Below are 25,361 nucleotides of genomic sequence, written 5' to 3'. Positions count from 1 at the left end.
GAGCACACCGATGATCCCCCTCCTGGAAACCGCGCTCGCGTTCGCCATGATCATGCTCACAGCGAGCCTGTTCGTGAGCGCGGTCGTGCAGGTGATTGTCAACGTCGGACGCTACCGATCCCGCGTCCTCGTCCACATGCTGCGGTCGCTCATGCACGGGTTCCGGGCGTTCCACAGGGACCCTGACGTCGTCGACCCGGCGACCGGGCGCCCGGCGCGCGACGCGCTCGCCAGGAACGAGGCGTGCGAGATGCGCTTCGTGCACGAGGTGCTCGCGGATCCGGTCCTGCACGCGCGCAGCGCGGAGCTCGTGTACGGCTCGGACCCGGCGCGGCTCGCGCTCCTCGTCGAGTACATCGACGCCGACGACCTGATCACCATCGCCGCGGGCGCGTCGGCGACGGTCGACGGGGAGGGGCGCGAGCGCCTGCTGCCCGCCCGCTGGGTGAGCTGCGGCCAGGGCGGCCCCGGCGCGGTGAAGCGCTACGCGACCGTCGAGCAGTTCGCCGCCTACGTGCGGCGCTGGTTCCCGACCCTCGAGGGGACGGCGTCCCAGACCTTCAAGCAGCGCGCGCGGCAGCTGACCCTCCTCGTCTCGATGATGCTCGTCGTCCTCTTCAACTTCGACGGCTTCCAGGTGCTCGCCCGGCTGCACCAGGGCGGCGCCTCGCGCGCGCAGGTCGTCGCGCAGGCGGACACCCTGACCGCCACCGCGGTCCGCCTGGGGGAGCGCCCGGCCGGGGCGCCGGACGAGCGCCCCGACGCCACGCTCGAGGACCTCGGGCTGGAGATGCAGAAGACGGCGACCCTCCTCGACGAGGCGAACCTCGGTATCGGCTGGCAGGAGAGCTGGATCGTCAAGCGGTTCGGCGCGTACCGCGGCGACCTCCTCGCGCCCCGGCCGACCGCGCTCCAGCTCCTCCGCGACACGCTGTTCTGGCTGGCCGGGCTCGCGTTCTCGTGCGGGATGCTCTCCCTGGGCGCGCCCTTCTGGGTCACCACGTTCTCTCGGCTCATCCAGATGCGCAACGAGGTGCAATACCGGAAGCGGCAGGAGAGCGCGTCCGGCGTGAAGCCCGCGAGCGGCGCCCCGGTGGTCCCCGCGCGAGAGCGCGCCGTCGCGAGGGCTTCCTGAGACACCCAACGACAGAGAGGATCTTGGTCATGAACACCACGCTCGAGCTCCACAGGGAGTACCCGCCGCCCGGCGAGGAAGACCGCATTCGACAGCTCACCGAGATCATGAAGCGCAATTACGAGCGAGCGTACCCGGCGGGCGCCTCACCGGCGCTCCGCGGCGTGCACCCGAAGTCGCACGGCTGCGTGAGGGCCGACTTCATCATCGACGACGGCCTGCCCGACGAGCTCCGGCGCGGCGTCTTCCAGAAGCCGCGCGTCTACCCGGCGTGGGTCCGCTTCTCGTCCACCGCCGCGCGCGTCCAGTCGGACATGCACCGGGACTCGCGCTGCATGGCGATCAAGCTGCTCGACGTGGAGGGGGAGAAGCTCCTCGACGGCGAGAAGGGCGCGACGACGCAGGATTTCCTGATGGCGAACACGGACGTCTTCTTCGCGCGCAACGTCGCGGACTACGCAGAGCTCATGGCCGCCATCGGCGCGGGCAAGCCCCTCTCGTTCTTCCTCTCGTGCAGCCCGCCCCGCCTCCGGCTGCGCGAGCTCAAGAACTACCTCTCGGCCCTGCTCAAGCCGGTGAAGAACCCGCTGCACGACCGCTACTTCAGCCAGACGCCGTTCCGGCTCGGGGAGCGGGCGATGAAGTTCGCCGTGGCCCCCCGGCCCTGCGGCGCGCCCTGGGTCGAGGTCGAGCCGGGCGACGGCGCGCTCAAGCAGGCGGTGGCGCGGCAGCTCGAGCGGGGGGACTGGATGTTCGACTTCCTCGTGCAGCTCCAGGCCCATCCGACGAGGACGCCCATCGAGGACCCGACGGTCCGCTGGAGCGAGGATCTGTCGCCGTTCTACAAGGTCGCGACGATGGTGATCCCGGCGCAGCGCCTCGACCACCCGGGACAGGCCGAGTTCGAGGAGAACCTCTCGTTCACGCCGTGGCACGCCCTGCCGGCGCACCGGCCGCTCGGGGGGCTGAACCGCGCCCGGCGCGCGGTCTACGAGACGATATCGAGGCTCCGTCACGAGAGGAACGGGGCTCGCCGCGAGGAGCCGACGGCCCTCCGCGCGTGGCGCGGGCACACGCCGTGGAAAGCGCAGCCGGCGCGGCTCGGACAGCTGTGAGCTCGTCGTCCGCCCGCGCCGCCCGTGCGTGAAGCCGGGGCGGGACCGGCACGGCGGCGGCTGTCCGCGCCGCGCTCGGGGACACACGGTGTCCCGGCGCACCGGAAGGTTAACGATGTCGGTGTCGGCCTGGCGTGGTAAAACCGCGCTCCGGAATCGCCTCCGTGACGTCCTCCACGACCTTGACCGAGCCGAGCCTCCTGTGGGGCCGGAACGACCTGGAGCCGCCCCCGGAGCACTTCCACCTGATCATCGCCTGGTCGCGCGAGGAGCCGCACCGCATGGGGGAGGCGGCGCTCGTCGAGGGCCGAGCCGTCCTCGGCCGCGGCGGGCCGCAGCCGCAGGACGCCGCGCCGCGCCTCACCTTCCACCGGCAGCGCCCGGTGGGCTGGGCCGCGATGCCGCCGCTGGAGGGGCCGCGGATCTCGCGCCTCCAGCTCGAGATGGAGCCCACCCCGGACGGGCTCCTCGCGGTCCGCTCGATCGGGCGCTGCCCCCTGCTCATCAACGGCTCGCCCGCGACCCAGGGCCTCCTGAAGGCCGGCGACACGCTCACGCTGCAGAACGCGCTCGTGCTGCTCGTGGTGCGGCGGAGGTGGGGCCTCGAGGTGATCCAGGCGCTCAAGGAGGCGCCGCGGTTCTCGTTCGGCGACGCCGACCTCCACGGCATCGTCGGGGAGAGCCCGGCCGTGTGGGCGCTGCGCGGCGCGCTCGCGTTCGCGGCGCAGTCCGGCAACCACGTGCTCGTGCGCGGGGAGAGCGGCGCCGGGAAGGAGCTCGCCGCGCGCGCCATCCACGCGCTCTCCCGCCGCCGCGGCGGCGCGTTCGTCGCGCGCAACGCGGCGACCTTCCCCGAGGGCCTCGTCGACGCCGAGCTCTTCGGGACGGCCAGGGGCTACCCCAACGCGGGCAGCCCGGAGCGGTCCGGGCTCATCGGCGAGGCGGACGGCGGCACCCTCTTCCTCGACGAGATCGGCGAGCTCCCGCCGCACCTGCAGGCCCACCTGCTGCGGGTGCTCGACCGCGACGGCGAGTACCAGCGGCTCGGCGAGCCGCGCGTGCGCCGCTCGGATCTGCGCGTCATCGCGGCGACCAACCGCCCCGTCGACGCGCTGAAGCACGACTTCCTCGCGCGCTTCCTGATCAGCGTGAGCGTCCCCGGGCTCCCCGATCGCCGCGAGGACATCCCGCTGCTCCTGCGGCACCTGCTCGCCGCCGCCGCGCGCGACAGCCCGGAGCTGACCGATCGCTTCTTCGAGCGCCGCGGCGACAGGCTCGCCGAGCCGCGGATCGCGCCGGCGCTCGTCGACGCGCTCCTCCGCCACGCCTACACGCACCACCTGCGCGAGCTGGAGCGGCTCATGTGGATCGCCCTCGGGTCGAGCCCGGACAACTTCCTCGCCCTCACGCCCGACGTCTACGCGGCGCTGCGCACGGAGGCGGGGGAGCCCAGGACCGATCCTCGGGCCGGCCCCAGGACGACGGATCCCGGCAGGGCGACGGATCCCGGCAAATCCAACCCGCCCCAGCCGTCCGACTCCGGCTCGATCGGGCGCGCCGAGATCGAGGCCGCGCTCGCGGAGGCGCAGGGCAGCGTGACGGGCGCGGCGCGCATCCTCGGGTTGAAGAACCGCTTCGCGCTCTACCGGCTGATGAAGCGCCACGGCATCGCCGGGCCAGACGAGGAGGCGAGCGAGGGCTGAGCCGGCGCGCGCCTCACGCGCCGCGCGCGGGCCTCACGCGCCGCGCGCGCGCCTCGCGAGCCGCGCCGGGGCGCCCTCGCCCGCGCGCATCCGGGCGACGATGACGCCGTACGCCCTGGTCCACGCGTCCCGGTGCGCCTCGGTCCAGTCCGCGGCGCTCACCTCGCGGAGCGCCGCGACGAGCGCCTCGCCGACCCAGTCGTACATCTCCGGCGTCACGCCGTAGGCGACGTGCTGCGCGCCGAGCGGCGCGAGCCTCTCCGAGAGCCAGGTGTCGTCCTCGATGTGGTCGAGCGCCGCCATGAGCGCCCGCTCGAACATCGTGCCCTGCGCCCCGGGGCTGTTGCGGGTGAAGAGCGGCCTCGCCTGCGGGTGCCGCTCGAACAGGACCTGATAGAAGCGGCGAGGGAACTCGTGATCACGCTGCACGACGAGCTCGAAGCTGTCGCGCAGCAACTCGGCATCCTGCGATGACATGAAGGACCGCTCCTCCGTGACGGTGAGCATCGGTCTCGCGGTCAGGCACCCTCCATGCCATCAGGGCTTGGCCGAGGGCTTGGCCGAGGGGTTGGCCGAGGGTTGACCGAGTGTTGGCCCAGCGTCAGCCCAGCGTCGGCCGGGTGGTGCTGTCATTTGCCCAGAGAGGGTTCACATGAAGGCGGTAAGGCGGGAAGATCATTGAGATTTTCTTCCCGCTTTACCGCCTTCATGTTCAAATGACAGCACTACCGTCGGCCGAGCGCCCGCCCAGCATCCGCCTGGCGCGCCCGAGCGTCTGCCGAGCGGCCGCCGAGGCGCGCGCCGCGCCGGGCCGTGCGCGCACACATGAAGGCCTGTGCGCGCACACCTCCGGCAGCACAGCTGAACATGAACCTGTCCACCTGCACGCCGGCTCCTGGCGCGCAACGTCTCTCCAGCCACCATCGAGCCAGTAAATCTAGCAAAAAGCGAACCGTCCAGCTGTCCAGTTGGTATCCTCGCCTGCGCACGGGGCGGTCATGCCGTACGCCCGGTGTGGGCTTGGTGTTGGAGGGCTCGATCCGTGTCGTTCCTCGAAGGTTCTCTGGTTGCGGGTCGGTTCCTGATCGAAGCGCTGGCCAGGAAGGGCGGCATGGGGGAGGTGTTTCGCGCCCGGGACGTGACGACCGGCGCGCCGGTGGCCCTCAAGCTGCTGCACGCGGACGCCGAGCGCCCCGAGGAGGCCGAGCGCTTCTTGCGCGAGGCGCGGCTCCTTGCCTCGCTCAAGCACCCCGGCATCGTCGAGTACCTGGCGCACGGAAAGGCCCAGGACGGCAGGCCTTTCCTCGCGATGGAGTGGCTGTCGGGGAGGGACCTCGGCGAGCGCCTCGACCGCGGGCCGCTGCGCCTCTCCGAGTGCGTGGTGCTGCTGCGGAAGGTCGCGGACGCGCTCGCCGTCGCCCACGCGCGGGGCGTCGTCCACCGCGACGTCAAGCCGAGCAACCTGTTCCTGCGCGACGAGCGCGTCGACGGCGTCGCGGTGCTCGACTTCGGCATCGCCCGCCTGGCGGCGGCCGGCATGACGCTGACGCGGACCGGGCGCTTCGTCGGTACGCCCGGCTACATGGCCCCGGAGCAGGCGCGGGGCGACCGCGACCTCGGGCCGAGCGCGGACATCTTCGCCCTCGGGTGCGTCCTCTTCGAATGTTTGACCGGCAAGCACCTGTTCGGCGGCCGGGATCTGGTCGGCGTGCTCGCGAAGATCCTGTTCGATGACGTCCCCGCGGTCGGCTCGCTCCGCCCCGACACGCCGCCCGCGCTGGCCGAGCTGCTCGCGCGGATGCTGGACAAGGACCCGCAGCGGCGCCCCCACGACGCCGCGGCGCTCCGCGACGAGCTCGCCGCCCTGACGCTGCCGGAGGGGGACGACGAGGCGCCGGTGCCAGCGGTCGCGTCGCAGCCCGCGCCCCGGGTGCTCACCGGCGAGGCGATGCAGCTCCTCAGCGTCGTGCTCGCCATGTGGGACGGCGGCGACGCGAGCGAGACGCTGCCGCCCTCCACGGTCCAGACCTGGGCCCGCCCGACGCGCGACGCCCTGCGCTTCCGGCTCGCGCGCCTCGGCGGCCGCGCCGAGTGGCTGGCGGACGGCTCGCTCATCGTGATCGTCTCGCCGTCGAGCAGCGCGCTGGATCAGGTCTCGGCGGCGGCCCGCTGCGCCCTCGAGGTGCAGCAGCACTGGCCCGGGGCCCGCATCGCGCTGACCACCGGCCGCGGGCTGCTCCAGGGCGGGGTCCCCGCCGGGGAGGCCATCGACAGGGCGGTGGCGCTGCTGCGCGTCGGCGCGGAGCCGACCATGACGGCCGACGACGAGCCTTCGTACGCGGCGGTCGAGCCGGGGATCTGGCTGGACGAGCTGAGCTCGCGGCTGCTCGAGTCGCGCTTCCTCGTCACGACGCTCGGCGGGCAGCTGGTGCTGCGGAGCGAGCGCGCGAGCGTCGACGAGTCGCGCCCGCTGCTGGGGCGCCCGACGCCCTGCGTCGGCCGCGAGCAGGAGCTCTCGATGCTGCTCGGCGCCATCGAGGGGTGCATCGAGGAGGCGATGCCGTCCGGCGCCCTCGTCATCGCGGCGCCGGGCATGGGCAAATCGCGCCTGCGGCACGAGCTGCTCCGGCGCCTCGGCGCCCGCTCGCCCGAGGTGGAGGTGCTGTTCGGGAGCGGCGCGCCGATGAGCGCCGGCTCGCCCTATGGCCTGCTCGGCGAGGCGCTCCGCCGCCTCTGCGAGGTGGAGGCCGGGGATCCGCCCGCGGCGCAGGAGGCCAAGATCCGCCTGCGCGTCGGCCGCCACGTCCCGCCGGCGGACGCCGAGCGGGTGAGCGAGTTCATCGCGACCCTCTGCGGCGTCGCCGTCGAGCGGCCGAGCGTCTCGCTGCGCGCCGCGCGCGGCGACCCGAAGATCATGAGCGAGCAGATCCGCCGCGCCTTCCTCGACCTCATGAGCGCGGAGGCGGCGGCGCGGCCTTGCCTGCTGGTGCTGGAGGACCTGCACTGGGGCGACGCGGCCACGGTCAAGCTCGTGGACGCCGCCCTGCTCGACCTGCGGGAGCGGGCCTTCTTCGTGCTCGCCTTCGCGCGCCGCGAGGTGCACGACGTCTTCCCGAAGCTGTGGGAGGGGCGCGTCGTGCAGCGGGTCCCGCTCGCCGGCCTGACCAGGAAGGCGGCCGAGCGGCTGGTGACCGCGGTGCTCGGCGCCGAGGTGCCGGCCAGCCTGGTGGCGCGCATCGTCGAGCAGGCCGCCGGCAACGCGCTGTTCCTGGAGGAGCTGATTCGCGCCGTCGTCGAGGGCAAGTCCGACGGGCGGCCCGCCACGGTGCTGGCGATGCTCCAGGCGAGGCTGTCGTGCCTCGAGCCGCAGGCGCGCAAGGTGCTTTGCAGCGCGAGCGTGTTCGGACAGACGTTCTGGCGCGGCGGCGTGCTCGCCCTGCTCGGGCAGGCGCGCGAGGCGACCGGCGGCGACGGGGCGGATCGCTGGCTGGAGAGCCTGGTCCGCTCCGAGATGGTGGAGGTGCAGTGGAGCAGCCGGTTCCCTGGAGACGCGGAGTACCGGTTTCGCCACGTCCTCGTGCGCGACGCCGCGTACGGCCTGCTGGCCGCGCAGGATCGGATCCTCGGCCACCGGCTCGCCGGGGCGCACCTGGAGCAGGCGGGGGAGGCGGACCCCATGGTGCTGGCCGAGCACGCGCACCTCGGCGGGGAGCTCGAGCGCGCCGCCCTGTATTACCTGCGCGCGGCCGAGCAGTCGTACCGGAGCAACGATTACGACGGGATGCTCTCGCGCGTCGAGCGCGGCATGAGCTGCGATCCGCGCGGCGACACCCTGGGCCGGCTGCTGGGGATGAAGCTCGACGTCTACTTCCTGCGCGAGGACTGGCAGGTCGGCCTGGAGATCGGCCGAGAGGCCCTGTCGGTGCTGGCGAGGGGCAGCGTCGCCTGGAACCGGGCGGTGGGCCGGCTGGTCGTGATGGCGGGCCACCTCGGCCTGGCGGATGAGCTGGAGTCGCTCGTGAACGCGATCATGGGCAGCGAGCCCGAGCCAGGGGCCGAGGCGGCGTGCTGCATGCCTGTCGCGACGGCGATCACGGCCCTCAGCCACTGGGGCAGGCGGGATCTCTCGCTGCGCCTCCTGGCCCGCCTGGAGCAGCTCGCGGCGCGCGTCCCCGAGGGCGAGCAGCTCGCGCACGCGCAGCTGCGCTACAGCCGCTCGATGTTCCTGCGGCTCCTCGGGGACGACCCGTGGCGGGCGTACGAGGACGCGCGGCGCGCGGAGGAGGTGTTCGCGCAGGTGAGCCCGTGGCGCTGGCGCGAGTTCGCGGCGAGCTCGACCGCGCTCTCCATGGCGGAGCTCGGGGAGCACGCCGAGGCGGAGCGCAAGCTGCGAGAGTCCCTGGAGCGCACGCTGCGCATCAACGATGCCTTCACGCTCTCCAGCGTGCGCGTCTGGCTGATGATCCTCCTCACGGAGTGCTGCGCGCCAGAGCACCTGGAGGAGATAACGGCCCTCGCGGATCAGCTCATCAAGATCGGCGCCATGGAGGCGACCATGGGGCCGGCCCACGGCGCGCTGGCGCGGGTGCTGATGGTGCGAGGCCGCCTCCCCGAGGCGCGCGAGGCGGCCGAGAGGGCGCTCGCGATCCTGCAGCGAGACCGGTTTTACCGGCCGCTCGTCTACCGGACGCTCATCGAGGTGCTGCTCCGGGAAGGGCGCGTGGAGGCGGCGCGGGAGGCCTCGGAGGAGGGGATGCGCTGCCTCGAGTCGCTCGGCGGCTCGGTGGGGTACAGCGAGATCCCGCTGCGCATCGCGATCAGCGAGGCGCACCTCGCCGGCGGGGACGTGGCGCTCGCGCGGGCCGCGATCGAGCGGGCGCTCTGCGCCGTCGAGGTGCGTGCCGGGAAGATCCCCGACCCGGCCGTGCGGCGCCGCTACGTCGAGCAGGTGCCGGCGAACGCGCGGGTGAGGGAGCTCTCGCGGGCGTGGCTCGGGCGCGACGTCGAGCGGCCGTGGAGCGGCGAGCCCCCGGCCGCCTGAGGAATCGTCCCTTCGCAGCCATTTTCAGCGGAGAAATCGAACAGGGAGGCGGGGAGAGAGGGAGTCGTTGAAGATCTTCCTCCCCGTCTCCCCGCCTCCCTGTGAATTTTTCGAAGAATTCGAGGGGATGCCTCAGCCCTGCCGATTGACGTCTGATTGTCGACCGGTCGCGCGACTTCAACGCTCGAGCGCAGAGTCGAGGCGACTGCCCCTCCTCTGCGATATCACGTACACCTGATAACGGATCATCAGTGCACGCATATACGCCTCCTTGTCGATCTTGCGCCGTCCACTCGCTGGGAGTATGACGACCCGCGAACACGAAAGGTGACCGATGATCAGCCAGGCCGAGCTGGCCGAGCAGTTCGACCGGTCTCGCAGCCACCTGCGGGCGGTCGCGTTCCGCATGCTCGGCTCGGCAGACGAGGCGGATGACGCGGTGCAGGAGGTCTGGCTGGGTGGCCCACTGGATCGTGGTGCTCTCCAATCCAAAGGTCACCTGGATGACCGGTCAGGTCCTCGGGATTGACGGCGGGCTGAGCGTGAGCTGAGTGCGCGGATCGGCTGCTGGACCGAGGCGCGCCGGGGCCTTGGGCGCCGAGGAGGAGGTATGGAGATCTTCGTGCTCGGCGCGAAGGGGTTCATCGGCGGCGCCTTCGCGGCATCTCGCGGCCGCCGGATATGCCGACAGGCTCACGATGATCGGCGAGCCGCGCCTGAGGGCGCTGGCGGCGCCGGCGCGAGCCGGGGGCGCGGCGGACGCGCTCCTCGACATGCAGGCTGTCCATCGAGACGCGCGCCCGCCGCGCCGCGTGACGCAGTATTAACTATCACAACGCCACCGCCACTTCCTTCCGTCCGGACGTTCTGGCGCTCAATGATCGGAGCGCGATCAGCGTCATAGGTCATGTCGATTGTAGCAGACTGGTTACTCGCGGATCTCCGCTACTAAGGACGCATGCGCGAGCAACAGCTGACAACTCCTGTTCATCACGCATGAGCTCGCGCACACGCTTGAGAGCTCGCTTGTAACGATCTCTCGCGATTCCATTGGTCTTGTCGGCGTGGTAGATTGCGAGATCTTTTAGGTACTCTTGTATACGATTCCAGCACTCCGCCCAGACAGTCTTCCGTTTGCCCATGAGCGGTGAAAAGTTCAAATTATATCGATCGACGGAAAATTCCGCGCGAGCCTTCTCCCACCCATCGGTGATGTGCGGGGCTGGAATGGCGTGGCCCTCCAGGTTGAACGAGAGTAGCCCAGGATCATCCTCGTCGATGGGATCGAGAAGCTGGGGATCCTCTTGGCGCACATCGCCGAGCGCCACTGCACGCGTGCAGCCCGGTCGAAGGGGAAAGAACGTGCCCTTCTTGCGGTTGCCAGCATTGCCGCAAATACGGAAGTTCTGCCAGTCGAACGCGAGCCACCAGTACCCATCATGCTCCGTTCCGTCAGCGTCCTTTGCGCTCTTCTTCGGCCTGTAGTGTTCCACATCCCAGTGGTTAAAACAGTCCTTGGCCTCGGAGAACCAGCACTTCTGGTGCGACAGCTCCAGTAGCCACTGCTTCAGCTCGCCCCATACAGCGCTGTTCTTGTCGATGATCTCGTTACGTGCAGCAGCATCAGGAGCGGCCTTCAGCTGAGTGACGAGTGCTGTGGCCTTAGCGGTCCATGCGGCATCCGGCGTGTGGTTGAGAAGCGGAATGTGTCTCACGGGGCACCCCCTTCGGCGTCGCGCTCCTCCTCGAGGACTTCAGCCAAGACGTCGTCCGCGAGCTTCGTCTGTGCGTCGATTTCATCCCTGGAGAGAGCAACGTCCGTGTGTGGGAAGCGCCGTGCCATCGCGTTGGCAAACTGCTCGAAATACGGGTTTGGATGAGTACGGACGACCCTCAGTTCGTTGAGCTCCGCCGCCAGCTGCATTATTTCTTCTTGCTCCTCATCGGTTTTGTCGACCTTGCCGAGAAGCAGATAATGTCTGTCGAGCTTCTTCAGTACTTCCGGCGCCAATGTTGACCGCAACCCATAGAGTTCTGACTTGAGCAGCCCCTCGACGCCAACGCCGATTGGGTCGTACTCGGGCTCAGCGGCTGCGATTCCACTATGCTCGGCCGTCAGGATGCGCACCTGGTTCTTCCGCAGGCTACCAATCATTAGCGGGTTGTGAGTCGCGACGATGAGCTGACCCTTGTCGGCCCGGATGTTCTCCTGAAGCAGCTTGAGAAAGTCATAGGTCCAGACGGGGTTCAGGTGGGTGTCGGGCTCGTCAAGGAGGTATAGAGACTCATCGTTCTGCGTGAACAGGAGCAAGCCGAGAACGGTCAGCAATTGCTGCTCGCCCTCGCTCATCTGCGAGAACTTCACGCGTGTCCCGTCGGTGCGCTCTACGGTGACCCGTACCTCGTCGATAAGGTCGCAAAGGAAGAGGCTTTCGAGGTAGCCGAACAGAGCCTTCGAATCGTCCCCGTCTTCCTTAAGGCCAGCGAGCTCCGACTCGTTCTTTATGAAAAGATAAAGTCGTTCTGTGCTCTCTCCCTGTCGACGCACGTCTCGCTCAACGGTCTCATTGTTCCTGATCGGAGCCAGTGAGCGTCGCCACACGCGTTCGAGAAACCCCTTGAATGCTCCGCGTGCGTACCAGAAACGGGCGTCGCCTTCGGCGATCTGGAACTTTTTGGGTGACCCGCTGCCGCGCCACCATGGGGACTTTAGCACAAAAAGCGCCGACTCGAAGTGCCTTATTTCAAGATAGTGCTCAAGCAATTCGCGTGCACTGTCAGACTTTGCGAGGAAGAAGGCCAGTAACACGAGCTGGCTATATTCCTTACGGCAAAAAAATAGGCGGCGGAGAGGCAGCTCGCGATCTGGGCTCTTAAGAATGCGCTCGTAATGTTTGCGCGTAGGGCGATCGAAATGGCGCTCGAGGCGACTACTCCAGCCGGAGTAGTAAGCGAAGACGTAGTTCGGGAGATACGTGTCGAGGTTCCGCTGGAAAGCCGTTTGCGTCACCGGCTTCCCGTCAACTGTAATCGCAATCCGTTTGTTTGATCGTTCGGGGTTAGCGTCGACCTTGATGGCTCGCTCGCGACATACGTACTCCATGACATAGGCGAATGGCGGAGCGCCGCCGAGCTCGAGTTCGCGGAATATCTCCACAATCGATTCGATGAGGTGCGATTTGCCAGTTCCATTTCGGCCGAGCAGTACGGTGGTCGCCTGCGACTCATCGAAGTCGATCTCGAAATTCCGTAGATTTCGGTAACTAGGGATGCTCAGGCGATCGAGCCTCATGTGCGCGCCTCCAAAATGCGAGGAGCGCTCGCCGAGTCGCCCCGCTTCTCCCTTAGCAGGCCTCGCGCCTCCTCCTCCTTAAGCTGATCGTAGAAGTCGTCGATCTGGAGCTGCGAGGCATTCCAGAGGGCTTCGGCGGTGAGCGGACCGCGGTCCTTGAGAATGCCGGATAGGTACGACTTCGTGACGTCTTTTCGTGTGAGCATGACGATCTCTGCCTTGATCTGGCTACGTGGAGCTCGGGTCCCCTTGGTGCGCGTGGGCTTGCCGGCGCCGCTGGCGATTCCGCGACCGCTGCGGATTCTCGCGAGCAGGTCCGACGCGGGCTCGTCGTTTGGATCCTGCGGGACCAACTCGCCTCGGAAGGCTTTGGCGAGGATGGCGCGTTCCATGTCGTAAAATCGCTCCTGTAGCGCCCGGATCAGCCCATTTGGAACGCGCTGGAGCGCGCTCTCGAGACGGGATGTCAGTTCCCGTTGCTCCGCCGTGGGGGCAAGCGGAACGACTAGGTCGCGGACGTGCTCAACATTGAGTCGCTGCACCGCGTTGCCAAAGCGAAAGCGATCATATTGCTTGCGGAGCTGCGGAGACAGCAGAGCAAAACGCATGTAGTTCCAGGGCATCCCATCGGGCGTGCGGATGCGAACTGAAGACTGAGTGATGTTGCCGCCGTTCAGCGCTGCGGGCGTGATGACGACCTTGCCAATAGTGCCCACAATGGACAGGATAACGTCTCCCGTCTTGATACTGGCACGCTCATATTGCTTTGCGATCTCATCGCTCGTTCGCTTTATAGACGTAAAGTCGATGCCACCATCGTTCGTCATGTCAATCGGCCGCACGTACGGAACACCACCAGGGACATCATCTCCGGGCTGGATGATTCCGTAAACGATCGGTGCATCAGGTGCTCGCAATTCCTCCAATCTCGCCCAGCACCACCCCTCTGGCAGTTTCGGCAGCTCGCTCGCGTCTACCGGTGCCGGCTCCTCGTACTTCTCTTTCCACCGATCGTTCCCCGGCACCTTCCCCTTCGCCCGCATTTGGGCGAGTTCCGCCTCCTCCCACCGTCGCCGCCGCTCGGCGCCGATGCGCTTCAGCAACTCCTCGGCGGGCTCCACGTCCGGGTTCTTCGCGCGCCACGCGGCGGTAAGGTCGCCCCGGAAGGCGGCCGAGAGCACGGACTGGCGAAGCCGATCGAAGAGCGGGGGGATGGCTTCGAGCGCCGTCTTCGCCCGGTCGCTCTTGGCTGTCAGGGCTTCGAGCTTGGCGACGATGCGACGCTGCTCGGGGATTGGCGCTAGGTGTACAGGAATGGCTCGGACGGTTGAACCACTCACCTTGGGCATGTTCCCCGCCGTGCCGGTTGCCCGGTCACGAAGAAATGTGCGAGGTGCGTCCGTGTTGAGGTATAGACATAAGAATGATGGTATGACAGCCCCCGTCACTCGAACGCGCATCATCAAGTCGGGGTATATGTAAGTTGCCGGCGGTCCATCATAGATGGCGGCTGTTCCGACGTGCTCCAGGGTGTTTGCTCGCTGAATGAGTATGTCATTCGGTTGCAGCCAGAGCTTTGAATCGGCCGGAATGTGCTCGTAGATGCGCTTCGTTGCATTTGCGTCGAGGCGCATTTTTCCACCTGTAGTCGCCGTCAGCTTAAGGGTAAGCGTTCCGGCTGCATCATGGCCACTTTGTGGAGAATAGCCATTGGTGGGCCCTTCTGCTATGAGCTCCATGAGCTCCGTTACATGCCATCCCGGAGGCAAATCTTTGCTCAAAGTGTCTCTCCTTCGAGCATGATACTCAGTCCCTCCATCTCCTCCGTCGCGATCCGCAGCTTCTCCAGGATCTCCGCCGCAATCTCCGCCGGCTCCGCCAGATCATCTGCCCCCTGCGCGCTCTCGTCCTTCAGCCATGCGATGTCGAGGTTATCCCATCGGGCCTTGACCTCCTCCCGCGTGAACCTCCGGAATCGCCCCGTCTCTCCCAGGTCCTTTCGCTTGCTCTTTCCGTAAGGATCGCTCCCGAATGCCTTCTCGAAATCCGTGAAGTGCTCGTCCCCGAACTTCGTCCGCTTCCCGAACGAGGGCATGTTCGCCCGCATGTCGTAGATCCACACCGCCCTGGTGTTCCCCTTGTCCTTCTTCTCCTCGCCGCGCGTGAAAAATAGAACATTGGTCTTCACGCCCTGAGCGTAGAAGATCCCGGTCGGCAGCCGCAGGATCGTGTGCAGGTCGCACTTATCCATTAAATCCGCGCGGATCTGCGCCCCGGTATTCGCCTCGAAGAGCACGTTGTCCGGCAGGACCACGGCCGCCCGGCCTCCGGGCTTGAGGCCGCCGTAGACGTGCTGCAAGAAGGAAAACTGTTTGTTCGAGGTCGGGAACGGGAGTTTGCGGCTGGGCACGCCGCTGCCGTTCTTGGTCCCGAACGGCGGGTTTGTGAGGATCACGTCCGCCTGGGGGAGGAGTGCCGCGCCGTCCTCGGAGAGCGAGTCGGCGTGATGGAACTTCGCCTCAATGCCGTGCAGCATCAGGTTCATCAGTGCGAGGCGGTGGGTGTCCTCGACCAGTTCGATGCCGTGGAATGCCTTCTTCCGCTGGAAATCGCGGTCGGCCGCGTCAAGGTCGTCGAGGCCGTGGCTGCGAGCCTTGATGTAACGGTCCGCCGCGATCAGGAACCCCGCGGTGCCGGCGGCGGGGTCCTGCACGATCTCCCGCGGGTTCGGTTGCACCCGCCGCACAATGCAGTCGATCAACGGGCGCGGCGTGAAGTACTGCCCGGCGCCGGCCTTCTTCTCGGTGGCGTTCCGTTCGAGAAGGTCCTCGTACATGCCGCCGAGTCCCTCGGCCTGCGCGTCGTGCCAGTCGAGCCGATCGATCTCGGTCACCAGCGTCAGCAGGTTCTTCGGCTGCTTGATCGACGTCCGGGCGCGGGCGAAGATCGCCTTGACGCGCTCGGAGGCGCGCGTACCAAGGCACTCCAGTGCGTCGCGGTAGGAGGCGAGGAGTGCGTCACCCTCCAGCACCGCGAGATCATTCCACCGGCACCCCTTCGGGAGCAGCTTCTCGGTCCCCGTCTCCTTCGCCATCTTGAGGAAGATGAGGTACGTCAGCTCCGTCAGGTACTCGTGGTACGTGATACCGTCGTCCCGCAAGACGTGGCATAGGTCCCAGAGCTTGCGTGAGATGTCGGCGGACGTCATCGGGGGCGCGCTCTGCGTACCACAGTAAGCTCGCCGCCTTCGCGAAGATTGTTCGCTACAGGTCGTCGAGCGCCCGGAAGCGGCCGCCGGCCTGGAACCGCCGACGTGACGCCGGCTCACTGCTCACCCTCGGGGAACAGCCGTAACTGCTTCCCCGGTGGGGGTAGCGGCTTGGGAGGGCGAGGTGTCCAGCTGAACCGGCCGCGCTGGCCCGCCGGCTCCGTGGAAGCTGCCAGCGCTACCGCGGTGTACGGTAGCGCCACCGAGCGAGGAGCCTCGGGTGTCACCGCGGCGGGCACCTCAGCGGTCGCGGTCGCGACTGCGCTGGCTGTCGCAACTACGGGCGTCCCTGGCGCGGGTGCGGCGCGCTTGCCGTCGTCCACGACCCGGGGCCATCCACGACCCGGAGCCATCCACGCCCGTTCGGAAGCCAGCGCCGGGTCATCGCACCACCCCCGCGCAACGCGCCACTGGGGCTATGACATACCCCGTCCTGCCGGCATCTCTCCCGCCCGCTTCCGAGCGGTTTCGCCGGGGAAATCGCTATAATCAGAGGACACCCGGCCGTGGCCAACCCGATGTTCGCGCTGGCCAAGATCGAGGACCACCGCGAGCCCCCCCACCGTGCGCGGGAACCCCGCGGCGACCTACTGCGCGGCGCGGAGGTTCCTGGCGACCCAGTCCCAGCTCACGAGCCGGTCGAGGAACACCTCCAGGAAGGCCTGCCGGTTGTTGCGGTGATCCAGGTAATAGGCGTGCTCCCAGACATCGCACGTGAGGAGCGGCGCCGAGCCCGTGGTCAGCGGGGTCTCCGCGTTCGGCGTGTCGACGATCCTGCCCCTGCCGCCGTCGAGCACGAGCCACGCATACCCCGAGCCGAACCGCGCGACGCCGGCGGCGATGAAGTCGCGGCGGAACCTCTCCCAGCCGCCGAGCCCCGCGATGAGGTCGCCCACGTCGCCGGAAGGCGGGGGGCCGCCGCCGTCCGGCCTCATGCCCTCCCAGAAGAAGGTGTGATTCCAGACCTGAGCTGCGTTGTTGAACACCGCGCCCGAGCTCGCGCGCACGACATCGACGAGGGGCCCGCTCGCCTCGGGCTTGCCCTCGATCAGGCTCTTGAGCTTCGCCATGTAGCCCTTGTGGTGCTTCTCGTAATGAAACTCGAGCGTCTCCCGGCTCATGGCCGGCTCCAGCGCGTCCTTGGGGTAGGGGAGCGGCGCGACCGCGAAATCCATCGTGTCCTCCTTGTCTCGTCGGTGCGCGCTGCGAGGAGGCGCGCGCCCTTCGACCCTCGAACCTCTCGAACCCGGGGCGCTGCCCGTCAATCCGCGCCGGCGCCGGGATCCCCGCGTCGGCGCCGGCGGTGCCCGCCCGCCCCGGCGGCGCGGCGCCGTCGAGCGACCTCGCGTCAGCCCGGGCGGTCGCTCGACGGCGCCGCGCCGCCCACGGCGCCCGTCACTTCGCCTTGCGCTTGCCCGAGCGCGCCGGCGGCGCCGCCTCCGGCTCCACCGGCGCCTTCTCGGACCGCGTCGCCATCGCCACGACGCGGCCGAGCTCCTCGCGGAGCGCGTCGGCCTCGCTGGGGCCGAGCTGCTCGCGGACGTGCTTCTGGGTCCGCTCCCAGAGCGGGAACGCCGCCTCGATGGCGCGCTCGCCCTGGCGCGTGAGGAAGATGAGGCGGACGCGCGCGTCGTCGGGCGCGCGCGCCACGCGCAGCAGACCGGCCTTCTCCAGCGGCACGAGGTTCCGCGTGAGCGTCGTGCGGTCCATGACGAGACCGTCCGCGAGCGCGCTGAGCTTCACGCCCCCGTCGCCGCACGTCGCGACCGCGGCGAGCATCGTCAGCTGCGTCGACTGGAGCCCCGCGGGCCGCAGGCTCTCATCGTAGAGCCGCGTCAGCGCGCGGGACGCGCGGCGCACGCGCACGAGCGCGCACTGGTTGGCGATGGTCTGGGCGGCGCGCGCAAAATCAACCACAAAAGTGTATGTACACTGTCAACAGCGAGCCCGTCAAATCCAGCCGTTCAGGACTGCTTGACATCTGTACAGGTGCAGGTACACCTATCCCGTCAACGCGGCGCGCCTTGTCGGCTCGACGCGCTGGCTCGGCCAGGCCCTGAGGGCCGTGGCGCGCTCCGAGCGATCGGACGATCGATCGATCCGCCAGCCGTCCGGGCTGCGGTGGCGCCCCTGCGCGCACCGTCGCGCGGCCGGCGGTCGTGCGCTCGCCGGTGGCGCGCGGGCGATTGCGTGTAGGTACACATGTTTTGACGGTCCAGACGGCGCAGCGGTGAGAGACGGACGAGGCGCGGCGCCGGTACGCGGCGCCGGGTGTGCGTCGTCGTCCACGCCGCGCGCGAGGGCCGCGAGGAGACGATTCATGGGCGCGTTCTTCGTCGTTCCGTATTGCGTGAAGTTCGAGGACACCATGGCTTACGGGAGCCATCACTTCCTCACCAACTTCCGCTTCCAGTGCATCGCGCGGGAGACGCTCTACTTCGCCGAGGCCGCTGACGGGACGCTCCCGCACGAGGACGATCGCGCGGCGATCCGGCTGCTCACCACCGAGGGGTACAGCCGGAACCTGGCGCCCGTCCGCGTGGGGGAGCGCGTCGCGATCTTCATGACGCTCGGGGCCGTCACGCGCTCGAGCGCGTACGGCTACTTCCGCACGGTCCGGTTCGACGGCGAGCCGGTGGCGTGCGGCTACCAGCGGATCGTCGCCGTCGCGGCGGCGAGCGAGGAGCTCGCGCCGCTGCCCCGATCGGTGACGATGCACGCCGGGGCCCTCGACGAGCGCGTGGCGCACCCGCGCTTCGTCGAGCTCGCCCTGCGCGGCGGCTCGGCGCTGCGCGAGCTCTTCCCCGAGCACCTGCTCCAGCACGCCATCGAGGTGGCGCGCGGCCCGCTGCACGCGTCGCACCCGCACCGTAAGCAGTGGGGCGCGGAGGATGCGTCGGCGCGAGGAGGCGAGCCGGCGCGGGGAGGCGAGCCGGCGCGAGGAGGCGAGCCGGCGGAGGGAGGCCGCGCGAAGGTGGCGCTGCTCCTGCCCGGCCAGGGCTCGTTCGATCTGCGGCTCCTGCGCGGGCTCCACGCGCGCTTTGACGCCGCGCGCGAGGCCGTCGCCGCCGCGGAGCCCGCGGCGCGCGAGCTGCTCGGCGCGTCGCTCGCGGCGCTCGTGGCCGGCGGCGAGGCCGAGGCGCGGGCGGCGCTCGAGGCGTGCGCCGACCTCGACCAGCTCGGCATCCTCGTCCAGGGCCACGTCGCCGCCGCGCTGCTCCGGTCCGCCGGGCTCGCGGCCGACGTCGTGGCCGGGCACAGCTTCGGGGAGATCGCCGCGCTGGCCGCGAGCGGCGCCTTCTCCCTCGCCACGGCCGCGGAGGTCGTGTGCCGGCGGGTGCTCGCCCTCCGCAGCGCGCCGCCGGGCCGCATGCTCGCGGCGCACGCCGGCGCCGACCGCCTGCGCGACGAGGTGCAGGCGCTGGCCCGGGACGACGTGTTCGTCGCCGTGGCCAACGGGGCCGACCAGGCGGTCGCCTCGGGGACGGCGGACGGCATCGCGGCGCTCGAGCGGCGGCTCGCGGGCGCGGGCGTCCGCGCGACCGTGCTCGCGAGCCGCTATCCGTTCCATTCGCCCCTGCTCGCGCCGGCGATCGGCCCGTTCGCGAGCGCCCTCGGGCGCGCCGCCGCGGCGCGGCCGGCGCTCGCCACGTTCTCGCCGATCGATCGGGTCCACTACGGCGAGGGGCCGCTCGCGCCCGCGCGCCTGCTCCCCATGCACCTCGTGACGCCGCTCGACTTCGGAGCGGCGGTGCGCGACCTCGTCGCGGCCGGCTGCCGCACCTTCGTCGAGTGCGGCGGCGGCAGCACCCTGACCGCGCTCGTGCGGCGGAGCGCGCCGCAGGAGCCCGGCCTGCGCGTGATCTCGACGTTCCGCGCTGGCGAGGACGTCGCGGCCGAGCACCGGCGCGTCGTCGAGGCGCTGCGCGCCGCGGGGCACCCGCTGACCGAGGTCGCGCCGCTGCCCGGCGACGACCGGGACGCCCGCCGCCCGGGCGCGGGCGCGGCGACCGCCGGCGGCGCCGCCTCGCCGGAGGGCGCCGTGCCGATCGCGATCGTCGGCATGGGCGCCGTGCTCCCGGGGGCCGGCGGCGTCGACGCCTACCTGGCGCAGCTGCTCGCCGGCACGAGCGGGATCGTCGACAGCGGCGAGCGGAACCCGGCGCTCGCCACCGACTTCCTGAGCCCCGGCGGCCGCGCCGCCGACAAGACCTACAGCCTGCTGACCGGCACCGTCGACGCGCTCGGGCCGTACGCCGAGCGCACCGGGTACGACGCCCGCACCCTCGAGCGGCTGCCCAAGACGGCGCGCATGCTGGCGTGCGCGCTCGCGGAGGCCAGGTCGCGCGCGGACGTGCTCCGCGACCGCGCGCCGCTGCGGATCGCGTGCCTCCTCGGCTCGACCGCGGACGGCTCGATCGAGCACGACGAGGCGACGCTGCTGCTCGGCGTCGAGCGCGCGCTCGCCGGCGTCGCCGCGGACGCGGCGGCCCGCGCGGCCGTGGTGGGCGCGCTCGCGGACGAGCTCGGGCTCGACGCCGAGCGGCGCGCCGCGTGCCGCGGCCACCTCGAGCCGCTCGCGCGCGTCGTGCGCGACGTCGTGGGGGAGGGCGTGCACACGGTGGTCGTCGACGCCGCCTGCGCGTCGTCGATGCACGCCGTACACCTCGGCGCCGCGATGCTGCGCCGCGGCCTCGCCGACGTCGTGATCGCCGGCGGCGCCTACCAGCCCGGCCCGACCAACGCGTGCCAGTTCTCGCAGTTCGGCGGCCTCTCCGCGACCGGCAGCCGCCCGTTCGACGCCTCGGCCGACGGCGTCGTGTTCGGCGAGGGCGCCGCCGTCGTCGTCCTCGAGCGGCTCGACGACGCCTGCGCGCGGGGGGATCGCGTCGACGCCGTGCTGCTCGGCAGCGGCCTGTCGAGCGACGGCCCGAGCCCGTCGGTCACGGTGCCGCAGCGCCGCGGGCAGACACTGGCGATGCGGCGCGCCTACGCGCAGGCCGGCGTCGCGCCGCGCGCCGTGCAGTACGTCGAGGCGCACGCCACGGCGACGCCGGTCGGCGACGCCACCGAGTTCCAGGCGCTCGCGGAAGTGTTCGCTGACGACGCCGGCGACGCGGGCGCGCCGCGCATCGCCCTCGGCAGCGTCAAGTCGCTGCTCGGCCACACGGGCTGGACCGCCGGCGTCGCGTCGCTCATCAAGGTCGTGCTCGCGATGCGGGAGCGCACGCTCTTCGCGCAGCACGGGTTCAAGGCGCCGAGCGGGCGCATCGACCTCTCGGGCTCGCCGTTCGCCATCGCCACGGCGGCCGCGCCTTGGACGCCGTGGACGACGGAGGGGACCGCCGAGGGCGGCGGCACCCTGCGCGCCGCGCTCGACAGCTTCGGCTTCGGCGGCACCAACGCCCACCTCGTCGTCGAGGAGTTCCGGCCCGGCCGCCGCGCCTCGCGCCCGCCCCCGCGGGGCGCCGGCCGCGCGCTGTGCGTCGTCGGGCTCGGGGCCGTTTTCCCGGGGGCCGGCGGGGCGCCCGCGGACGCGCCCTCGGGCGTCCTCGCGTTCGACGAGCGCGCGCTGCGGCTCCCGGCCGGCGCGCGGGTCCTGCCGGACGCGCTCGAGGAGATGGACCCGACGCAGCTCCTCGCGGCCATGGCCGCCGAGAAGGCGCTCGCGGCGCTGCCCGCCCGCGAGATGGGCGACCGCATCGGCGTCGTCGTCGGCCACGAGGGCAAGACCCGCCGCGGCGCGCGCGCCAACGAGCGGATCTTCGGCGATCGCGTGGCCCGGGCGCTCCGCGCGCGCGGCGTGAGCCCGGCGCTCGCGGGCCGCGTCGTGGACGCGCTCCGCGCGGGATCGCCCGCGACCGGGCCCTACACGCAGCCGGGCAACATGCCCAACATCATCTCGGGGCGCGTCGCCAACGTCCTCGGCCTGCGCGGGCCGAACTTCGTGGTCGACACCTCCGCGACCTCGCTGCTCGACGCGCTCGCGGCCGCGGATCTCGTGCTCGACGGCGACTGCGAGGTCGTGCTCGCGGGCGCGGTCAACGCGTTCAGCGACGAGGTCGCCCGCGGCGCTTCCGCGGCCGACGACCCGCGGCCGGTGGGCGAGGCGGCGCTGCTCGTGGCGCTGTGCACCGAGGACACCGCCGCGCGCAACGCCTGGCCGGTGCTCGCGCGCCTCCACGTCGCCGCCGGCGGCGCGGAGGGCGGCCTCCCCGGCCGGGAGCTCTCGGTCGGCGGCCCGGGCGCGCGGCTGCGCGGGGCCGAGGGGGTCATCGAGCTCCACGCGGCGATCCGGGGCGCGGGCGTCGATCGACGGGCTGCCGCCGCGGTCGTGCGCTGGCCGTCCGACCCCCGCGCCGTCCAGGTGGCGCCTGCTGGCGCCGTCCAGGTGGCGCCTGCCGGCGACGCCCAGGTGGCGCCTGCCGGCGACGCCCAGCCCGCCGCGGCTGCCGCGCCCGCGGGCTTCACGACGGGCACGCCGATCCAGGTCTACGTCCCCGGGATCGCGCCCGCGCCGGCGAGCGGGCCCGCGGCGCGCGTCCCGTCGCGCGTCCTCTTCGTCTGCACCGACGCGGCGCTGGTCGCAGACGCGCGGCGCGCGGCGCCCGCCGGCGCGCGCGTCCTCGCCCTCGCCGGCGAGGCGGCGCCCGCTGCGGCCACGGCCGAGCCCGGTAGCCCGCGTTCCCTCGCGGCGCCGGAGGCCGCGGCCGGCGACGGCGGCAGCCCGTCGATCGACGCCCGCGACGAGGCGCGGCTCAGCGCGTCGCTCGCCGCCCTCGCGCCCGACGATGTCGACGCGGTCGTCGTGCTCACCCGCGCCGGCGACGCGCGCGCGTTCGTCGACGGCGCGCCGGGCTCGTACCGGCCGGCTCTGCGCGCGCTGTTCGGCGCGGCGCGCCGCTACCACGACGCCATCGCGCGCGGCGACGTGTGGTTCGCCGCCGTCGTCGTCGGCGCCGTGGACGCGGCAGCGCGGCTCGCCCCGCTGAGCGGCGCCGTCGGCGGCTTCGTGAAGTCGCTGGCGCGCGAGCTGCCGGGCGGCGACGTGCGGGTCGTCCACACCGACGCGCGGGACGTCGCGGCGGCGCTCGGCGCGCTCTCCGACGAGTGGCGGCGCGCCCGGCCGGCCGCGCCCGAGGAGGTGGTCGATCTCGGCGGCGCGCGGCACGCCGTGCAGCTCACCCGCGCCTCGTCCGCGCGGCCTGCCCGCGCGCGCGAGCCCCTCGGCGCCGACGCCGTCGCGCTCGTGACCGGCGGCGCGCGCGGCATCACGGCGCAGTTCGTCGAGGGCCTGCTCGACCGCTTCGGCTGCCGCGCCGTGCTCCTCGGGCGCTCGCGGCTCGAGGACGCCCCGCCGCGCACGGTCGCGATGACCGACGCGGAGTTCGACGCGTACGAGCGGGACTTCTACGCCGAGGCGCTGCGCGAAGACCGGGGCGCGCGGATGGTCGCGCTGCGCGAGCGCTACGCGCGCATCCGGGCGGCGCGCGAGGCGCACCGCGTCCTCGCCCACCTGCGCTCCCGGGGCGGGATCGTCGATTACCACGCCGTCGACGTCACGCGGGCCGAGGACGTGGACCGCGCCGTCGCGGCGGTCGCGGCGGCGTACGGCCGGGTCGACCTTGTCGTGCACGGCGCCGGCATCCAGGCGTCGAGCCGGCTCACGTCGAAGTCGCTCGACCTGTTCGAGCGGATCGTCGACACGAAGCTCGCCGGCCTCGCCCACCTCCGCCGCGCCCTCGCGCGCCACCTGCCCGCCGCGCGTCCGCACGTCCACCTCGTCACGTCCGCGTTCAGCGTGCTCGGGAACGACGGGCAGCCCGACTACGGCGCGGCCAACGAGGCGATGAACCGCGCCGCCGCGTACTTCGCGGCCGAGGCGGACGCCGGTCCGTGGTCCAGCATCGCCTGGCTCGGCTGGAACGGCGTCGGCATGACCGCCGGGTCCGAGTACAGCGCGCTCGGCGCGGCGCGCGGGCTCCGGGGCGTCGAGCCGGAGGAGGGCCGGCGCATCTTCCTCGACCTCGTGGCCGAGCGCCCCGTCGGCGCGGCGCAGGTCCTGCTCACGGACAGCGAGATCGAGCGCTTCGCCCCGCGCATTGCGGCGGCGGGCGCGCCGGCCAGCGCTCCGTCGGCGGTCGCGCCGAGCAGCACCTGGACGCTCGATCCGCGCGTCGACCCGTGGCTGGCCGACCACCGGGCGCGCTCGAGCGCCGTCGTGGCCGGCGCGTTCCTTGTCGAGCTCTGCGTCCGGCACGCGCTCGCGACGGCGGCGGAGGGCGGCGCGCTCGTCCGCGAGGTCCGCGACGTGCGCTTCCTCGAGTTCCTGCGCCTGCCCGACGGCGCGGCGCGCGACGTGCGCGCGGTGACGACCCGCCGCGAGCGGCTCGCCGGCGGCCGCGCCGCGTGCGCCGTCGAGGTGCGCGGCGACTTCGTCCACCGGTCGGGCGTCGTCCTCCGCGCCAACGTCGTCTTCGCGACGTGCGTCGTCGAGCTCGGCGCGATCCACGGCGGCCGCGACGCCCTCGCGCCGCGCCGCGCCGCGCGCGTCGACGGGCCCTTGTTCCGCGATCCCTACGCGAGCCCCGGCTCGCCGGTCCGGCACGCGGGCTGGTTCGATCACGTCGGGTCGTTCGTGCTCGGGGCCGCGCTCAAGTCCGCCCGGCTCCAGCTCACGTCCGACCCCGCCCTGGAGCGGCAGCGCGCGGCCGCCACGCCGTTCCTCCTGCTCGACGCGCTCCTGACGCTCGGCACCCTGCGCCGCGACGAGTCGGGCGCGTTCCCCGTGTGCGCCGCGGGCGGGGTCGACCGCATCCGCTTCGGCGCGGCCGCGAACGACCTCGCGATCCGCGACGCGGGCGGCCCGGTCCGGCTCGTCGCCACGGTGCCGGCCGCCGCGGACGATCGCGTCCTCGGCGCGTGGGCGCAGGCGCTCGACCCGGCGGGCGGCGTGCTCCTCGACGTCGAGGGGCTCGAGGGGCGCGTCGTCGGGCGCGTGGCCGCGGAGGCGCGCCCGGCGGCGCCGGCGTCGCTGTCGTCGATGGGGGCGCTGTGACGCCGCCGCTCGCGATCGCCGTCGCGCGGGCGGACGCCGACGCGGCGGCGCGCCTCGAGGCGTACCTGACCGAGGGCGAGCGCCGCGCTTGCGCTGCGCTGCGCGTCGCCGCCCGGCGGGCGCAGTCCGCGTGCGCGCGCGTCGCGGCGAAGTGGCTGCGCCTGGAGCTCGCGGCCGGCCGCAGCGCGCCGCTCGTCGCGCTGGACGCGGCCTCGCTCGAGGCGCACCCGCGCGCGGACTACCTCGCCTGCGCGGTCTCTGGCCCCGGGGGCGGCGCTCCGCGGTTCGAGGACGGCGCGTTCGCCGTGTCGCTCTCGCACGCCGGCGACCGCGCCGCGGCGGCCGTCACCACGGCGGGCGCCGTCGGCGTGGACGTCGAGCGCGTCGAGGCGCGCGCGGCGGCCTTCGCGGACGAGCACTTCACGCCGCGCGAGCGCGAGGGGCTCGCGCGCGGCGCGGCGGCCGGCGCGGATCGCGCCGCGCTCGAGACGCTGCTCTGGAGCGCGAAGGAGGCGCTCTACAAGACGGGGGCGCTCGCGCTGCCGGCGCGGTTCTCCTTCCGCGACATCGACGTCGCGTTCCCGCCGGGGGGCGCGCGCCTCGCGCAGCCCTCGGTCCGCTCCTTCGCGCTGAGCGCGCGGGGCGGGCAGTTCTTCGGCCGGGCCGTGCTGACCGGTGCGTTCGCGCTCGTCGCGACCGTCCCGGTCCCGCCGGCCGTCGCTCCTGGATGAATGTCACCCACCCATCAC

The 25,361-nt window shown here is 71.6% G+C and carries 13 protein-coding genes and 1 pseudogene; 7 read left to right on the top strand and 7 right to left on the bottom strand.

Annotation, left to right across the window (positions count from 1 at the left end; all coding sequences use genetic code 11):
• The first annotated feature begins 10 nt into the window (after positions 1-10).
• From WME85_RS30605 to WME85_RS30595, 3 genes are all read left to right on the top strand, one after another.
• Entirely contained in the window at positions 11-1,135 is a 1,125-nt protein-coding gene (locus WME85_RS30605; RefSeq protein WP_437826378.1) for a hypothetical protein, read from the top strand.
• Positions 1,136-1,164: 29 nt separating this feature from the next.
• Positions 1,165-2,250, top strand: coding sequence for a catalase family protein (locus WME85_RS30600; RefSeq protein WP_437826375.1), 1,086 nt, complete (start codon positions 1,165-1,167; stop codon positions 2,248-2,250).
• A gap of 164 nt (positions 2,251-2,414) precedes the next feature.
• The gene (locus WME85_RS30595) at positions 2,415-3,953 is read left to right on the top strand and encodes a sigma 54-interacting transcriptional regulator (RefSeq protein WP_437826373.1); all 1,539 of its coding nucleotides are present in this window, start codon (positions 2,415-2,417) and stop codon (positions 3,951-3,953) included.
• A gap of 33 nt (positions 3,954-3,986) precedes the next feature.
• Here WME85_RS30595 and WME85_RS30590 read toward each other — a convergent pair whose 3' ends face one another.
• Complete coding sequence (locus WME85_RS30590) at positions 3,987-4,430, bottom strand: globin domain-containing protein (RefSeq protein WP_437826370.1); 444 nt, start codon at positions 4,428-4,430, stop codon at positions 3,987-3,989.
• Positions 4,431-4,995: 565 nt separating this feature from the next.
• Here WME85_RS30590 and WME85_RS30585 point away from each other — a divergent pair.
• Both WME85_RS30585 and WME85_RS30580 read left to right on the top strand, forming a co-directional pair.
• Complete coding sequence (locus WME85_RS30585; protein ID WP_437826368.1) at positions 4,996-8,994, top strand: serine/threonine-protein kinase; 3,999 nt, start codon at positions 4,996-4,998, stop codon at positions 8,992-8,994.
• Positions 8,995-9,328: 334 nt separating this feature from the next.
• Positions 9,329-9,451 (top strand): annotated as a pseudogene (locus WME85_RS30580) (sigma factor); the annotation flags it as partial.
• Between the two features lie 448 nt (positions 9,452-9,899).
• On the opposite strand, the gene WME85_RS30575 reads toward WME85_RS30580, so the two are convergent.
• The 6 genes from WME85_RS30575 to WME85_RS30550 all read right to left on the bottom strand — a co-directional run bounded on the left by WME85_RS30575 (position 9,900) and on the right by WME85_RS30550 (position 17,471).
• Positions 9,900-10,709 (bottom strand): hypothetical protein, encoded by an 810-nt coding sequence (locus tag WME85_RS30575; protein WP_437826366.1) that lies wholly within the window; start codon positions 10,707-10,709, stop codon positions 9,900-9,902.
• Entirely contained in the window at positions 10,706-12,286 is a 1,581-nt protein-coding gene (locus WME85_RS30570) for an AAA family ATPase (protein WP_437826364.1), read from the bottom strand. Before WME85_RS30570 ends, WME85_RS30575 begins: the two co-directional genes overlap by 4 nt.
• A complete protein-coding gene (locus tag WME85_RS30565; protein WP_437826361.1) occupies positions 12,283-14,025 on the bottom strand; it encodes a restriction endonuclease subunit S in 1,743 nt (580 codons plus the stop codon). Before WME85_RS30565 ends, WME85_RS30570 begins: the two co-directional genes overlap by 4 nt.
• A gap of 38 nt (positions 14,026-14,063) precedes the next feature.
• Positions 14,064-15,494: an N-6 DNA methylase gene (locus WME85_RS30560; protein WP_437826359.1), complete on the bottom strand. Its 1,431-nt coding sequence runs from the start codon at positions 15,492-15,494 to the stop codon at positions 14,064-14,066.
• A gap of 647 nt (positions 15,495-16,141) precedes the next feature.
• Positions 16,142-16,729, bottom strand: a complete 588-nt coding sequence (locus WME85_RS30555; RefSeq protein ID WP_437826357.1) for a superoxide dismutase — start codon at positions 16,727-16,729, stop codon at positions 16,142-16,144.
• Between the two features lie 220 nt (positions 16,730-16,949).
• Positions 16,950-17,471, bottom strand: a complete 522-nt coding sequence (locus WME85_RS30550) for a MarR family winged helix-turn-helix transcriptional regulator (protein ID WP_437826355.1) — start codon at positions 17,469-17,471, stop codon at positions 16,950-16,952.
• Positions 17,472-17,874: 403 nt separating this feature from the next.
• Between WME85_RS30550 and WME85_RS30545 the strand changes: the two genes are divergently transcribed.
• Positions 17,875-24,612, top strand: a complete 6,738-nt coding sequence (locus WME85_RS30545) for an SDR family NAD(P)-dependent oxidoreductase (protein ID WP_437826353.1) — start codon at positions 17,875-17,877, stop codon at positions 24,610-24,612.
• Positions 24,609-25,343, top strand: a complete 735-nt coding sequence (locus WME85_RS30540; protein ID WP_437826352.1) for a 4'-phosphopantetheinyl transferase family protein — start codon at positions 24,609-24,611, stop codon at positions 25,341-25,343. The genes WME85_RS30545 and WME85_RS30540 overlap by 4 nt, the downstream gene beginning before the upstream one ends.
• Positions 25,344-25,361 lie beyond the last annotated feature (18 nt).

The organism is Sorangium sp. So ce1153 (assembly GCF_051521595.1).
In the GTDB taxonomy this organism is placed as follows: Bacteria; Myxococcota_A; Polyangia; order Polyangiales; family Polyangiaceae; genus Sorangium.
Note: the sequence above shows the minus strand (reverse complement) of the source record. Positions and strands in the feature narration are given on the sequence as shown.

Coding starts and splice junctions, on each gene's coding strand:
- WME85_RS30605 (WP_437826378.1), top strand. CDS start 11: ATGATCCCCCTCCTGGAAACCGCGCTCGCGTTCGCCATGATCATGCTC.
- WME85_RS30600 (WP_437826375.1), top strand. CDS start 1,165: ATGAACACCACGCTCGAGCTCCACAGGGAGTACCCGCCGCCCGGCGAG.
- WME85_RS30590 (WP_437826370.1), bottom strand. CDS start 4,430: ATGTCATCGCAGGATGCCGAGTTGCTGCGCGACAGCTTCGAGCTCGTC.
- WME85_RS30570 (WP_437826364.1), bottom strand. CDS start 12,286: ATGAGGCTCGATCGCCTGAGCATCCCTAGTTACCGAAATCTACGGAAT.
- WME85_RS30565 (WP_437826361.1), bottom strand. CDS start 14,025: ATGGAGCTCATAGCAGAAGGGCCCACCAATGGCTATTCTCCACAAAGT.
- WME85_RS30560 (WP_437826359.1), bottom strand. CDS start 15,494: ATGACGTCCGCCGACATCTCACGCAAGCTCTGGGACCTATGCCACGTC.
- WME85_RS30555 (WP_437826357.1), bottom strand. CDS start 16,729: ATGGATTTCGCGGTCGCGCCGCTCCCCTACCCCAAGGACGCGCTGGAG.
- WME85_RS30545 (WP_437826353.1), top strand. CDS start 17,875: ATGGGCGCGTTCTTCGTCGTTCCGTATTGCGTGAAGTTCGAGGACACC.